At 56.5% G+C, this 13,267-nt stretch carries 11 protein-coding genes; 2 read left to right on the forward strand and 9 right to left on the reverse strand.

Annotation, left to right across the window (positions count from 1 at the left end; genetic code table 11):
- Positions 1 to 8: 8 nt before the first annotated feature.
- The 9 genes from VLY20_04000 to VLY20_04040 all read right to left on the reverse strand — a co-directional run bounded on the left by VLY20_04000 (position 9) and on the right by VLY20_04040 (position 10,351).
- Positions 9 to 1,469: a hypothetical protein gene (locus VLY20_04000; GenBank protein HUK55800.1), complete on the reverse strand. Its 1,461-nt coding sequence runs from the start codon at positions 1,467 to 1,469 to the stop codon at positions 9 to 11.
- Positions 1,466 to 2,230: a hypothetical protein gene (locus tag VLY20_04005; GenBank protein HUK55801.1), complete on the reverse strand. Its 765-nt coding sequence runs from the start codon at positions 2,228 to 2,230 to the stop codon at positions 1,466 to 1,468. Before VLY20_04005 ends, VLY20_04000 begins: the two co-directional genes overlap by 4 nt.
- Positions 2,227 to 2,619: a prepilin-type N-terminal cleavage/methylation domain-containing protein gene (locus tag VLY20_04010; protein HUK55802.1), complete on the reverse strand. Its 393-nt coding sequence runs from the start codon at positions 2,617 to 2,619 to the stop codon at positions 2,227 to 2,229. The genes VLY20_04005 and VLY20_04010 overlap by 4 nt, the downstream gene beginning before the upstream one ends.
- The gene (locus tag VLY20_04015; protein ID HUK55803.1) at positions 2,616 to 3,044 is read right to left on the reverse strand and encodes a GspH/FimT family protein; all 429 of its coding nucleotides are present in this window, start codon (positions 3,042 to 3,044) and stop codon (positions 2,616 to 2,618) included. Before VLY20_04015 ends, VLY20_04010 begins: the two co-directional genes overlap by 4 nt.
- 246 nt (positions 3,045 to 3,290) lie before the next feature.
- A complete protein-coding gene (locus VLY20_04020; protein HUK55804.1) occupies positions 3,291 to 5,543 on the reverse strand; it encodes a sigma 54-interacting transcriptional regulator in 2,253 nt (750 codons plus the stop codon).
- A gap of 177 nt (positions 5,544 to 5,720) precedes the next feature.
- Positions 5,721 to 6,128, reverse strand: coding sequence for a hypothetical protein (locus VLY20_04025; protein HUK55805.1), 408 nt, complete (start codon positions 6,126 to 6,128; stop codon positions 5,721 to 5,723).
- Between the two features lie 73 nt (positions 6,129 to 6,201).
- Positions 6,202 to 7,572: a sigma-54 dependent transcriptional regulator gene (locus VLY20_04030; GenBank protein HUK55806.1), complete on the reverse strand. Its 1,371-nt coding sequence runs from the start codon at positions 7,570 to 7,572 to the stop codon at positions 6,202 to 6,204.
- Between the two features lie 87 nt (positions 7,573 to 7,659).
- Positions 7,660 to 9,528, reverse strand: a complete 1,869-nt coding sequence (locus VLY20_04035; GenBank protein ID HUK55807.1) for an ATP-binding protein — start codon at positions 9,526 to 9,528, stop codon at positions 7,660 to 7,662.
- Positions 9,529 to 9,571: 43 nt separating this feature from the next.
- Positions 9,572 to 10,351 carry a prepilin peptidase gene (locus VLY20_04040; GenBank protein ID HUK55808.1) on the reverse strand — a complete coding sequence of 260 codons (780 nt, stop codon included), beginning with the start codon at positions 10,349 to 10,351 and terminating at the stop codon, positions 9,572 to 9,574.
- Positions 10,352 to 10,499: 148 nt separating this feature from the next.
- Here VLY20_04040 and VLY20_04045 point away from each other — a divergent pair, with 148 nt between their 5' ends.
- Both VLY20_04045 and VLY20_04050 read left to right on the forward strand, forming a co-directional pair.
- Positions 10,500 to 11,504, forward strand: a complete 1,005-nt coding sequence (locus VLY20_04045) for an NAD(P)H-dependent glycerol-3-phosphate dehydrogenase (protein HUK55809.1) — start codon at positions 10,500 to 10,502, stop codon at positions 11,502 to 11,504.
- Between the two features lie 60 nt (positions 11,505 to 11,564).
- Positions 11,565 to 13,184: a Na/Pi cotransporter family protein gene (locus VLY20_04050; protein HUK55810.1), complete on the forward strand. Its 1,620-nt coding sequence runs from the start codon at positions 11,565 to 11,567 to the stop codon at positions 13,182 to 13,184.
- Positions 13,185 to 13,267: the final 83 nt, after the last annotated feature.

Raw genomic sequence — 13,267 nt, forward strand, 5'->3', positions numbered from 1 at the left:
CGGTTTCATCAATGGGTATACCAGCTTCCCTTCAGCACCGAGACGGCCGGGAGACCCGGATAGTATCCGCTGCGAAGGCCTGCATCGTACCAAATCTCCGGCTGACCGGAACCGGTAATGCCCTGTTGCGCAATCAGGGCACCGAAAACATTGGGTCGGCCTTCCACGGCAAGACGCCCGGCTACGGAGAGGACTCCTTTCAAATGAACGCCGGACAGAACGACGGTCTGTCGGATGGACGGCTCATCCGCTTCTTCTAATAGAGGCGACTGAACCTCCATGGAACGTCCGGGACCCGACTCTCGAAGAGCCAAATGGGCTTGAATGGAGAAGAGTCCTTCCACATAATCGACCGGAAGATCCAAGGTGGCGAGATTGGTTCCATCCGGCGGTTTCTGATCGACGGTATCGATAAAAACCAGGCCATGGTAATCTCCGGCATCCTGAAAAACCATACCCTGGTATGGCGTCATCCGGTGGGCGAGATCCTGGATCCCGTCAAGATACAGGAACCCTTCTCTGTCGGTGCTGAAGTAAACTCCCCACGTTTTGGCAAAAGACTTGAGATGTTGGTAATCCCAGTTGTCCAAACCGAAGCCGGGGTTATGCGCGACTTGGAACTGGTGTAGATTTCCATACCCCTCCGGCAAAAAGGGTTCGGTGCAGTCCGTACATACCGTTTTAGGATTGATAATCGCACCCCCCACGTAAAAATCGATCCAGGGATCCTGTCGCTCCGAATCGCCGTACGGCTGACCGTTCACCGGAGCCGTTGAATTTTTTTTAGGAACGGCCGCCAAGGAACTTCCGAAATCGGCCGCGCCCATCACCCGAACATCTCCCCAATGCACCTGCAGGGGCACCGGACCATTGGCTTCGGGCCCGATCTGGACCGGTGCCGTGGTGGGAGGTACAGGACTTGGGCTCATTTCGACGCTCACCGTCCGGCTGATTCCGGATCCGGTGGTGCCCGTGGCCTCTACCGTGCAGATGGCACCCACACGGGTAGGTGCAAAGATTTTCAGACTCGTGAGAACTCCCAAGCCGCCAAATGCCTCATCGAGAAATCCCGGTCGATCCGGCCCGTATTGGTACAAAAAATCCGGTCGATCCGCCGTTCCAATAAACTGACTCTGTCCATTCGGATCTAGAAATGCCGCGACCCCGCGGGCGTCGGTCATCCGGCGTGACAGGAAATTCCATCGACCGCCCGCGGGTTCTCCCAGAGGGAACTCCCCGATTTCCGGAAACGTCTCAGGCTCTTGGAACCACTGAAGCACCATGGCTGTACCCGCTTCGGCCAGGTACTGAGCCTGAACCGACGCTTTTTGGTTGGCCGCAATGCCGATTTCATCCATTGCCTCATGAAAGGCCGATAGTCCCAAAAGGGTGATGAGGAACAATAGGCCCAAGGTCACGACCATCGCCATGCCCGGCTCGTTATTCAGGCGTCGTATGATCTCCATCATCCATTCCTCAGATAGACTTCGGCCGTTAGCGACCTGATTTTCCCCGGTGTCCTTGGAAGTCGTGCCGTCAGATGAATCTGGATCCGGCGGATATCCGGTAAAGCCGGACCCATGCGACCGTCCCGATCGAGATAAATCAACTCCAGTGAGGCCAATCCTTCGGCAACCGAGTTGGAACCTCCGTCCACCGTTCGGAGGAGCTTGAAGTGAGTCGCATCCGCCGGTTTGAGCGTATACTGCACTTGGTTGATGATCTGGATCGTGCTATCGGAGGGAAACGGCCCGGTTAATCCCTCTTCTAATTCCAGGTTTTCGTTTCCTCCAGCGGCGGCCAAGGTATGTCGCTCACAATAATCCCTGCTGCAGATCGAGATGGTTTTCCCTTGTTCAAATTTGCCGGCGGCGTTCTCGTAACGAATGGTCAGATGGTTCTGCTCCGGCTGCGCGTTCTGCGTCAAACGGGCCATCGCCGCATCCACATTCGCGAGAAATTGGACCTCTTGTCGATCGGCTTTCAGAATCCGGCCGTCCCCCTCCGCCAGGCCGAATCCAACCAGTCCCAGTTCACGAACCATGAAATCCAGCGCAGTCCGGACCTGCTGCTGGGTCTCGGCCGTATCCTCCTGAAGACCGTTCCATTGGTTCTGACAGATCAGAAATCTCATGCCGAAGGCGGCCACCAATGAAAAGACCAGCGTCGCCACCATCAGCTCGACCAGCGAGGTTCCTTTTTGGTCCTGCATCATCCCACGGGTCGTCATGGAACCACACTTTGAGTTCGGACGGTTACCAGTGCCGTGGAGTGATTCCGGCCTTTCTTATCAACCCACCCGACGGCGACGCGAATCGTCAAACAATGCGGACAGGGCGCGTTTCTCTGAATGGTCCAGGTTCGGAGAAATCCTTCGGGATGATCTTCACCCGCGAGACTTCCCTGAAACAGCGTGCCATACGACATTGAAATCTCCTCTTCCATTTTGGCCTGCGCAAACGCGGCCGCGGTTGAGATCCGGCGACCGGCGTCCAGTCCGGCCTGGCCGGCATGAGTCATGCCCAATCCCGCGATCATTCCAACGGCGAGAATCAGCATGCTCACCACAACTTCAATAAGGGATAGACCCCGCTGGGGGGAAAAGGGATCCGTGTTCATGTCAATTTAACTCTCCCCGTGGCCACAACGGTGATTTGCCGTTCCTCTCCGGCCCGATTCCTTAAGACGATCGTGGTCCAGGAATTGGTCGTGCCTTGTGGATAAAACGTCAGGATCAGGCCGCCGGAGGAGCTGACCAGATCAATTTCTCCATATCCTTCCCCCCGATCCTGAAGATCTCTTACCCGGCCGATCGGAATCCCGGGTTGGGAACGTCGTTCAATTTGATACCGATCCATTTCGAGGTTCAATACCACAGAAATGGGCTGGCGTTCTGCCAGGGCCAACTGCCGAGCCCAACGCAGGTCCGAGACAACGTCGCGGGCAGCGCCGTTGAGCCGATAATGTGGAAGCTGGGAATTAAAACCGACAGAAGCCAGCCCGGACAGGATCCCTGTAATGGTCATCACGATCAACAATTCCATTAGACTGAATCCCTGTTGCCTGTTAATTCCTGTGCGCATGATCCTGTGGCACTACAAGATTCGTGCCGTGCGGCGCGGGAGGGGAATATATGCGGGGTTCGGTTAAATAGAGAAATGGAGAAAGTTATTTAACTTGATAGAACTTCGAAAGAAACAACAGGCGGGTACCGGCGCACGAAGGTCCCGGAGACCTCCGTGCGGTGAGAGACTGATCAAGCACACCCGTTCAGGGTCGTGAATAAGAATTCAGACGGAAGGTTTGTCTTCCATTTCCTTTTCGAGTTTGCGAATCCACCGGTAGGTACGCTTGAGAACACGGGCCGCTTCGGTTTTGCTGCCGTACTCCATGATTGCCCGTTGGGCCATGGCCCATTCAATCTTTCTAAGAAAGGAGTCCATCGATCCCTCGATTTTCATGGCTTCCACAAGGGTCTGCCACTCCATCCGGTCGATCATGTCCTTCACATTCCGGGCATCTCTCCTGGGTTGCTGTCGATCTTGGTCTTGCACGCTCCGGATCGACGTCTGAGCGCCGTCTCCGATTTCAAGCGGCAGGTATTCCAGATTCAGCATGGTTTGGGAAGCCGGCATCAAGGTTACGGCCCGTTCAAGGACATTTTCCAATTCGCGGACGTTGCCGGGCCAGGCATAGGCCTGCATTCGGATCAGGACATCCGGCGATAGAGCCTGGACGTTTTTTCGAAGCCGTCGGCTGAAATGAATCAGAAAATATTCCGCAAGGCCCCCCAGATCTTCCGGACGTTCCCTTAAGGGGGGCAGATGAATCGGAATCACATGCAGACGGTAGAAGAGGTCCTTGCGAAACGACCTTGTTTCGATGAGCGCTTTCAGGTCTTGGTTCGTCGCCGCAATAATCCGTATATCCAGTTCAATCGGGTCGTTTCCTCCCACGCGTACAAACTCCCGTTCTTGTAATACTCGCAGGAGTTTTGCCTGGACCGCGGCCGGCATCTCGCCGATTTCGTCCAGAAAAAGCGTTCCCCCTTCGGCCCACTCAAACCTTCCGATCTTGCGGGACAGGGCTCCGGTGAAGGCGCCTCGCTCGTAACCGAACAGCTCGCTTTCCAACAACTCCGCCGGCACGGCGGCGCAATTGATCGCCACAAACCGCCGGTCGCAACGAGCCCCCGAGCGATGAATCAATCTCGCGATCAGTTCTTTTCCCGTGCCGGTCTCTCCGGTAATCAAAACCGTTGAGTCGGTCGGCGCCACCTGGCGCACCAAGGCTAAGACGGCTTTCATCGCGGGGCTATCGCCCATCGGCTTTGATGAATCCCGGCCCTCGCTCGCTTCCTGGACTTCCCGACGCAGGTACCCATTTTCGGCCGTTAATGTCTTGTTCTCGGCCGCATACGCCAACAGCCTTTGCTGGGTCGCTTTAAGCTCCTGCAAGTACTCGAACAGGAGATAGGTCATTTTCTGGATCCGCTGCTCAAGCCCGACCGATGGATGGGCCGCTCGTTTACGTTCCCGCCAGTAAAACCGGTATCGCGAATAAGGAGCTTCGTAGATCGCCCCTTCTCGAAAGACGTATTCCAATGAACCCGACCGCAAGGTTCCTCCCTGAATGACTCGAAAGGCTGTGGGAGCCGGGTCGGGTCGATCCGGCGATTCGGCCACGCGAGGCGTGAAAACCCGTACAAACGCCGAGCCGTCCGTTTTCAACTCGGGTTTGAGGATCGATCCTCCGAAGAGGGCCTCCTTCGCATCGATCGAAGTTTCAGCTCCCGCTCCGAATAGATTGAAGGGAAGCGGAATCAGCGGGACCCTTTCCTCATTGAGTTGCACGGCTCGAAGAACGGCGACGGTCTCCTTCCGGTTCCTTTCCACGATTCTGCGTTCAGAACCGACCTCCTCCGTGTCATAGCCCTGGAACTCGTTCACGACGTCCCGGACACGATACTGCAGGAACTCCTCATCGAGATGCGCTTCCTCGACAAAATCATAAAGGCGGACAAATCCTTCGTAATTCCCTCTCAGCATAAAATGGCTGGACAGAAGAGGGCGAAATCCCGAATCGCACTGGGCGAGCACAATCAACTCGGTGTCGGAGGGGTTTTTGGCGATCGCCTGGAGTCGCATGAACGTGGTGTACGCGCCGCCCCAGAGGCCCGAGCAAAGGGCGACGGTTCGAACATCATCGAAGGTCCGGGCGATGATCTCGAAGATCGATGGGACGTGTTTCTCGCCCTTCCGAGCCGACCGGGCAAAATAGTCTAGCGCGGCTTCGTAGGCGATCTCCTTCCGGCCGGACAGGCGTTCGGCCGTCAGAAGAACCTCCCGCAGCACCTCCTCGGGAAGCCAGGCATGACTGTCCATGAGCAGGTCCTGAGGATCCTTCAGGGAGTCGTAGCCTTCCACCCCGGAAAACAGGGCCCGCGGATTCACCTTTTGCATTCGCGAGGGATAATGAATCTGGAGATGATTGAGTAAAAGCTGTGTCAGGAAGCCGGTGGCCCAGGCCGTCTGCGTTTGCATATCGCCTCCTCCCGGAGAGATTCTTGGACTGCCGAGATTCTCCGGACTGATATGTTAGAGACTGGTAAGGGACTTCTGTACTTTCACGGTGCTGCGTCACACCACTATACTTCAGGGCATCGGTTTTTTCAAGAAATTTAATCGGCGCGAGGCCGCGCCGCAGGGTCGACGGGAAGATCATTTCACGGAGGGCACAAACGGCAACAGTTTCAACGGAACCTCCGCTTTGAACTCCTCGTTGATCAGTATTTTAAACTCATAATCGCCCGCGCGTTCAAATTTCATCATGTTGATCGTCAGGATATGGTTGGAGCCGATCATCCCTCCCGGCCGGATCGTTCCCAGCGTGAATTCACCGCCGAGCTGGAACAATTTTTCGCCGTCTTCATCGATGAGCTGCACCTCGACTTTCTTCGTTTTTCCCGCCTCGGCCCGATCCGCTTCAAATCGCATCACGAGTTGCATCTGGGGATGGGTCACCGGGAATTGCTGGGCTTGGATGGAATCAAAAATCCCCAGGATGTTTAGTTTGCCTTCCCGCGAGATGTTCGCGCAATCCGCCAATACCGCAAAGCTGACCTTCATCGTGACCTCGCATTCACGTGGACCCCGCTTTAAACGAAAGCCCTTTTCGTAACAACATCGCCTCGAAAAAATATTAACCCTCGATTCCGTAGTCTTTGATCTTGGTCAGCAGCGTTTTATAACTGACCTTCAAGATTTCCGCCGCTCGGGATTTGTTGCCTCCGGTTTCCTTTAAAACTTTCCGGATCATCCTCGACTCGGCGAATTGGACGGCGGCGTGGCTGACGTCTTGAAGCGATCCGTCCATTTGAAGCTCCGCCAAACCCGTTTCAGCCGACGCCTTGACCCGCAGTCCGAGATACTCCGGCAGGAGAACCTGGCCGTCGCTTAAGATCACCGCCCGTTCGATGCAGTTCTGCAGTTCACGGACATTGCCCGTCCAGGGATGCTTGATTAATAATTCCATCGAAGCCGGGGCCACTGTCTTGGGTTCCTTTTTTAGTTCCTGGCTGTAGTAATTTACAAAATGTTCCACCAAGGCCGGGATGTCGTCCGCACGTTCCCGCAAGGGAGGAATCGTCACGGGAAAAACGGCCAGTCGGTAATAGAGATCCTCACGGAACAGCTTCTGGCTAATCGCGGCTTGGAGATCTTTATTGGTCGCCGCGATCACCCGCACATCCACCTTGATCTTGACCGTGCCGCCCACGCGCATGAATTCTTCGCCTTCCAAGACCCGAAGCAGTTTGGCCTGAAGGGCAAGGTCCATATCCCCGATTTCATCAAGAAAGATGGTCCCCTTATTGGCCAGTTCGAATTTTCCCATCTTTCGGGCCACCGCCCCGGTAAAAGCCCCGCGCTCATGTCCGAACAGTTCACTTTCCAACAGGTCACGAGGAATCGCGGCGCAGTTGATCGCCACAAAAGGCTCTTCCTTGCGCGGGCTTAAGTAATGAACCGCCCGTGCGAACAACTCTTTGCCGGTTCCAGACTCGCCCAGCAGCAGCACCGTGGTCTGGTTGGCCGCCACCTTCTGAACCTTCCCCACCACCTCCAGCAGCTTCGGGCTCTTGCCGATGATTTTGGGCAGCTTCAGATGCTTGGCCAACTCTTCGCGCAAGATGATATTTTCCGTGACGAGTCGTTGCTTCTCCAGCGCTTTGTTGATCAAAAGGGTCAGGTGGTCCGGGTCGAAGGGTTTGGTGATGAAATCATACGCCCCTTCTTTGACGGCCTTCACAGCCGTCTCGATCGTCCCATACGCCGTCATCAGGATCACCGGAACCAGTGGGTTGTGTTCCTTGACCGCCTCCAACACGTCCAGCCCCGACTTATGAGGAAGCCGCAGATCCGACACAACCAAGTCGACCTTGGATCCTTTAAACTTTTCCAGCCCGTCCCGCCCGTCGTGCCCCACGATCACCTGATGTCCCTCGGCCTGGAGCGCCTGACTCAGCATCTGCGCCATGCTTTCCTTGTCTTCAATCACTAAAATGACCGCCATCCGGTCTCCTTTTCAATGCAGCGGGCACGTTCGCCCCGCGCTCGCACAGGCAAAGCCTGCTCCTCGCTTATTTCTAGGCGGGGCCCATTAGGCCATGTCGGTGAGGGGCAGGAGGATGCGAAAGGTCGTTCCGCGGTTCTCTTCACTGTGGACCTCAATCCGGCCTCCGTGCGACAGCACGATTTTGTGAACCAGGGCCAGCCCCATTCCGGTTCCCTTCTCTTTCGTAGAAAAAAAGGGCAGGAAGATCTTATCGAGTTTGTCCTTCGGAACGCCCGACCCGGTATCCTGCACGTCCAGCGACAATTCCTTCCGGCCTCGCCGGGGGCCCGGACCGTCGTCGGGACTGCGATCCAGAATCATGGCCCGAATCACCAAGTCCCCGCCCTGCGGCATGGCCTCCATCGCGTTTTGAAGAAGATTTCCGATCGCCTGACGCATCAACACTTCGTCCATCCGTATCTCCGGAAGATCGGACGGGATCGCAACGTCCAGACGGGGTTTGACCGTTTTGATCTGAGCCAATAGTTGATCCAGTAGGCGACGGATCAGCGGCTCGACCGCAACGGGTTCAAGATGCAATGCGTCGTGTCGACCGAAACGCAGCAACTGTTCGATCAACTGATTCATCGCCGTCAACTCCCGCATGATGGACGCCACCATCTCCTGGCCTGAATCGGGATCCGTATTCCCGGGCGGAAGTTTCTTGGAAAGCAGTTTGGTGAATCCCATCACACTCCCCATGTAATTCCGGAACTCGTGCGCGATGCCGGCCGACATCTCTCCCAGAAGGGTCAGACGCCGTTTAAGCTCCACCTGTTCCTGGAGACTTTTGATTTCGGTGAGATCCGTGAAGACGAAGGTCGTACCGATCACCGCATTCTGACGATCCTGCAGCAGCGACGTGCTGATTCCGACCCAAATACGCTGCGGGCCCGATCGACCGGGATTCGGACGGGTCAGTTCCAGCTCCTGCCGAGTGATCGTGGCCTGCCGGGTGAGGGCCTGTTCGAGCAGATGAACGACATTGCTCTGGGCGCCGAACAGCTCCTCACAGGTTTTACCGACGGCCTCGACCCGCGGCAGACCCAAAATCCGCTCGGCCGCATGGTTAAAGGTGGTGATGACATGCTCCGGATTAAACGTGATCACGCCGCTGGCCACGCTTTGAAGGATGTTTTCATTGTAGCTTTCAATCTCCGCCGCCCGTTCCTCCGCCAGGGTTCTCAGATGTTCCAACTCCTGTTCTTTCTCTTTGAGCTCCCGAACCAATCCATGAAACGTGACGATCATCGCGCTCGTTTCGCCCGCTCGTCCGCCCGTTTCGGAGACCGGCCGACGGCTCTGGATCACGACACGGATCGAATAGAAAACCATCACAATAACGATGGTTACGCCGGCCACTTTCAAAAGCAGCGTCGTCGCCGCCGCCGCCCCGCCGGCATCGAGCGACCGCAACTCCAGATCCACTCGGAGCACGCCGGAGCCGCCCAGGTCCGGATTTCGAAGCGGTATAAGATACGATAGAATTTGTGTTCCGGACGCATCCAAATCGGAGCCCGTCATCCAATCTGCCCCCTCCAGGATCCGGCCGAACTGCACGGGCGTCGTGCCCCGGAGCGGATTTGAGGAGCCGATTCGGTCCCGACCGACCGTGTCTATCAACGATCGTCCTTCACGGTCCAAAACGGAGACCCGATTTGCGCCGTATTGCTGGCCCAGTCTCGACAAGTAATCAGGGTCGTTTAACGCCTCCCGCCCATGGGTCTTGAGTTCAGCTTCAATTGCGCGGGTCATGACGACCAAGCGCTTGTCGGCCTCTTCCAGTCGGTCGTGTTCCGCCGTCTGGACCAAAACGGCCGCGTGAATCGCCCACAACGTCGCGAACAGAAAAACAAATACACCCGCCAACCGAAAGAGATGGGATAATACCATCGCCCCAAATTGTTTAGACATTGATCCGAAAACCGAAAAGTCCACGGTTCCCGCTCCGGCCCTGTCAAAACGCGCCAAGTTGTTGATACCAACTCCAGATGGCCGGTCCGCTAAACAGCGCAACCACGGCGCCCAGGCTTAAAAACGGGCCGAAGGGGATGGCATCTTCCCTTGATTTCCCCATGAAAACGATAAAAAACAGGCCAATGACGGAACCGCCCAGCGCACCGAGGAATATCGTCAACAGGACCTGCTTCCACCCAAGGAAGGCTCCGATCATGGCGATTAGTTTGACATCACCGAAGCCCAGCGCTTCCTTTTTGAGTATCCGGAAGCTTATCTCGGCAACCAGATAGAAGAGCCCGCCCCCCACCAGAAATCCGGTGAGAGACCCCCAAAAACCTACAGGCAATATAAAACTGACGGCCACCCCGATGACGATGCCGGGATACGTAATCACATTTGGAACAATCTGATAATCAAGATCAATGAACGTGATCACCAGCAGCGCGGAGAACAGCAGGGCATACACGACGGTCGTCCATCCGACGCCGAACCGCCAAACCAGCAGGAGGTAGCCGAGCCCGTTTACAAGCTCGATGAGCGGGTATCGCCACGAAATCGGTTGTCGGCAGTCCCGGCACCGGCCACCCAGGATCAAGAAACTCACCAAAGGAATATTGTCCCATCCGCGGATCGGATGACCGCAGGAAGGACAATGAGAAGACGGGGCGATCAACGACTCATTTCGCGGCAGGCGATGGATACAGACATTTAAAAAACTCCCGATAATCAAACCCAGAACAAAAGCGGCCGAGAGGCTATAGGCGAGGCTTTCCTCCATGATGCTCCCTAATCCGGTCACACTATAGCACAGTTCATTGAGGCCATCAAGCCGACAGGCAAACCATCGGCTTGACAGTCTTTTTCATAACACGTTATAATTAAAAAAATTTCTGACACGAAGCAACCCTCTTCAAAGGCCGTCCACTATGTCAAAAAAGATTGCAGTGATCGGCGGTGGAAGCTGGGGCACGGGATTGGCCTTTCTCATGGCCGATCAGGGTTACGACGTAAGCATCTGGGTCTATGAAAAGGACCTCGTCGCCGCCATCAACGAAAAACACGAAAATAGCCTGTTTTTACCGGGCGTGGCGCTTTCGCACCGGATTGCGGCAACTTCGCTCATGGAGGAAGCGGTCGAGGGAGCGCGGGCGGTATTGTTTGCGGTGCCTTCCCATGTGGCCCGTTCGGTTCTAATGAAGCTCGGCCCGGTGCTTCCTCCAAACGTATCCGTCATCAGCGGAACAAAAGGGATCGAGAACAACACGCTTTTGTTAACGTCTCAGATCATGGAAGAGGTTCTTCCGATTTCTCCTTCCAACATCGCCGCTATTTCCGGTCCGAGTTTCACCAAAGAGGTCTGTCAGCACCATCCGACCGCCGTTTCGCTTGCGGCCAGGAACCACGACCTCGCCGTCCAGCTCCAGCCTCTTTTTACCACGTCCTACTTCAAGGCATTTACAACGACGGACATCATCGGCGTGCAACTCGGCGGAGCGCTCAAGAATGTGATTGCGCTGGCCGCGGGGGGCGCCGACGGCCTGGGCTTCGGCTCTAACACGCGCGCCGCCCTTATTTCAAGGGGACTGGCCGAGATAACCCGTCTCGGCCAAGCTCTGGGCGCCGACCCGAAGACGTTCTCCGGCTTGTCCGGGCTGGGCGACCTGATCCTGACCTCGACGGGATCCCTGAGCCGGAACCGAACGGTCGGTTATCAAATCGGACTTGGAAGGAAGCTTTCCGAAATCCTGAAAGAAATGAACATGGTTGCGGAAGGCGTTCAGACTACCCGGGCCGCTCATCACCTGGCTCAAAAACACGGCGTCCGGATGCCGATCGTCCAACAGGTTTATTCCGTCCTGTTCGAAGACAAGGATCCACGTCGGGCCGTAACGGATTTGATGGAAAGCACCGCGGGCGATGAAATCCGTTAATCGGAGCCGTCCCCGGGTGTATTTTCGTCTGCCCGGCCTCTTTCTACCCATGAAAGGAGCATGCGCTTGACCACCCTGATGCTCTTCAGCCTGCTGGGGGGTGTCGCCTTTTTGCTCCACGGTCTTCAATGGGCCGGCGACGGCCTGCAGGGACTCGCCGGCGCTCGGCTCCGGTCGATCCTGTCCACCTTCACCCAAAACCGCTTTCTCGGACTGGCGACCGGCGCATTCATCACGGCCGTGATTCAGAGCAGCAGCGCGACCACGGTGATGTTGGTCGGTTTTACCAGCTCCGGCCTGATGACGCTTTCCCAGACGGTTTCGCTCATCCTCGGTGCCGATATCGGCACCACCTTTACCGTTCAGCTGATCGCTTTCCAGATCAGCGATTATGCGCTGGCCGTGCTCGCCATCGGATTCGCCCTTTACTTCTTCGGCAAACAGCACCGGATCAAATTGATCGGCACGGTCCTTTTTGGGTTCGGACTGATCTTTTTTGCCTTAAAACTTCTTTCGGACGGCATGGCCCCGCTCAAGGACAACGATCTGGTTCGTCAGGTCTTGTCCGGCGTCGGCGACGCTCCGGTCTGGGGCATCCTGATCTCGGCCGTCCTAACCGCGCTCCTCTCCAGCAGCGCCGCCACCATCGGGATCGCGATCGCTTTCGCGACGCAGGGACTGATGCCGCTGGCCTCGGCCATCCCCATCATGCTGGGGGCCAATGTCGGAACATGCGCCACGGCCTGGGTGGCCAGCATCGGAACCACCGCCGAGGCCCGGCGCGTGGCCATGGCGCATATTCTGTTCAAACTTCTGGGCGTGGTCCTGCTCTTGCCGTTCCTTCAGCCGTTTGAAGGTTTCATCGGGCAGACGTCCGAAAACATCGTGCGGCAGATCGCGAACGCCCATACCCTGTTTAATCTCGGGATCGCGCTTCTTTTCCTCCCGTTCACGGTTCCCTTCGCCCGGCTCGTCGCCTGGCTGGTTCCCGACAAACCTTCGGTGGAAGAAACCTCTCGGCCGAAGTACCTGGACCCCCATGTCCTGGACACGCCCGCCCTGGCCATGGGGCAGGCCACGCGGGAGGCCTTGCGGATGTCGGATATCGTTCGGGATATGTACCGGGAAACGATCCGGGTTTTCACCGAGGATAACCAGGAAATTCTGGAGCAGATCGAACGGAAAGACGACTGGGTCGATACGCTCAACCGGGAGATCAAGCTCTACCTTACCAAGCTTTCCGCGAAATCGCTGACGCAGGAACAATCGGGACGCGAGGTGGATCTTTTGACGCTGACCAGCGATCTGGAAACGATCGGCGACATCATCGACCGGAATTTGATGGAGCTGGCCAAGAAAAAAATCTACAAGGGTCTTCGATTTTCCGATCAAGGACTGAAGGAGATTATCGGGCTTCACACCCGGGTCGGGCAAAACCTGGAACGAGTGCTTTCGGCGTTTGCAAGCCACGATCCGGAACTGGCCCAGCGGGTCATTCAGGCCAAGGATGAAGTCAAACATCTTGAACGCGAGCTCCGGGCCGCGCATATCCAGCGGTTGCGCGCCGGCCTGGCGGAATCGATCGAGACCAGCGCGATCCATCTCGACATCCTGACCAATCTGGTCCGGATCAACCACCATGTCACCAGCATCGCGTATCCCATTGTCGAGGAAAAATAAACGAGGGAGCCCAACCCCCCATGACAGACGTATGTAGATGCATCGATATCCAGCGAGCAACGCGAGCGGGAGAGGGAGGCTCC

It is taken from the genome of Nitrospiria bacterium (assembly GCA_035517655.1).
Classification (GTDB): Bacteria; Nitrospirota; Nitrospiria; order JACQBZ01; family JACQBZ01; genus JACQBZ01.

What these genes read in the sequence shown, in the direction of transcription:
- VLY20_04025 (HUK55805.1), bottom strand. Translation starts at nt 6,128, where the DNA reads ATGAAGGTCAGCTTTGCGGTATTGGCGGATTGCGCGAACATCTCGCGG.
- VLY20_04015 (HUK55803.1), bottom strand. Translation starts at nt 3,044, where the DNA reads ATGGAATTGTTGATCGTGATGACCATTACAGGGATCCTGTCCGGGCTG.
- VLY20_04005 (HUK55801.1), bottom strand. Translation starts at nt 2,230, where the DNA reads ATGACGACCCGTGGGATGATGCAGGACCAAAAAGGAACCTCGCTGGTC.
- VLY20_04040 (HUK55808.1), bottom strand. Translation starts at nt 10,351, where the DNA reads ATGGAGGAAAGCCTCGCCTATAGCCTCTCGGCCGCTTTTGTTCTGGGT.
- VLY20_04000 (HUK55800.1), bottom strand. Translation starts at nt 1,469, where the DNA reads ATGATGGAGATCATACGACGCCTGAATAACGAGCCGGGCATGGCGATG.
- VLY20_04050 (HUK55810.1), top strand. Translation starts at nt 11,565, where the DNA reads ATGCGCTTGACCACCCTGATGCTCTTCAGCCTGCTGGGGGGTGTCGCC.
- VLY20_04020 (HUK55804.1), bottom strand. Translation starts at nt 5,543, where the DNA reads ATGCAAACGCAGACGGCCTGGGCCACCGGCTTCCTGACACAGCTTTTA.
- VLY20_04045 (HUK55809.1), top strand. Translation starts at nt 10,500, where the DNA reads ATGTCAAAAAAGATTGCAGTGATCGGCGGTGGAAGCTGGGGCACGGGA.
- VLY20_04030 (HUK55806.1), bottom strand. Translation starts at nt 7,572, where the DNA reads ATGGCGGTCATTTTAGTGATTGAAGACAAGGAAAGCATGGCGCAGATG.
- VLY20_04035 (HUK55807.1), bottom strand. Translation starts at nt 9,528, where the DNA reads ATGTCTAAACAATTTGGGGCGATGGTATTATCCCATCTCTTTCGGTTG.
- VLY20_04010 (HUK55802.1), bottom strand. Translation starts at nt 2,619, where the DNA reads ATGAACACGGATCCCTTTTCCCCCCAGCGGGGTCTATCCCTTATTGAA.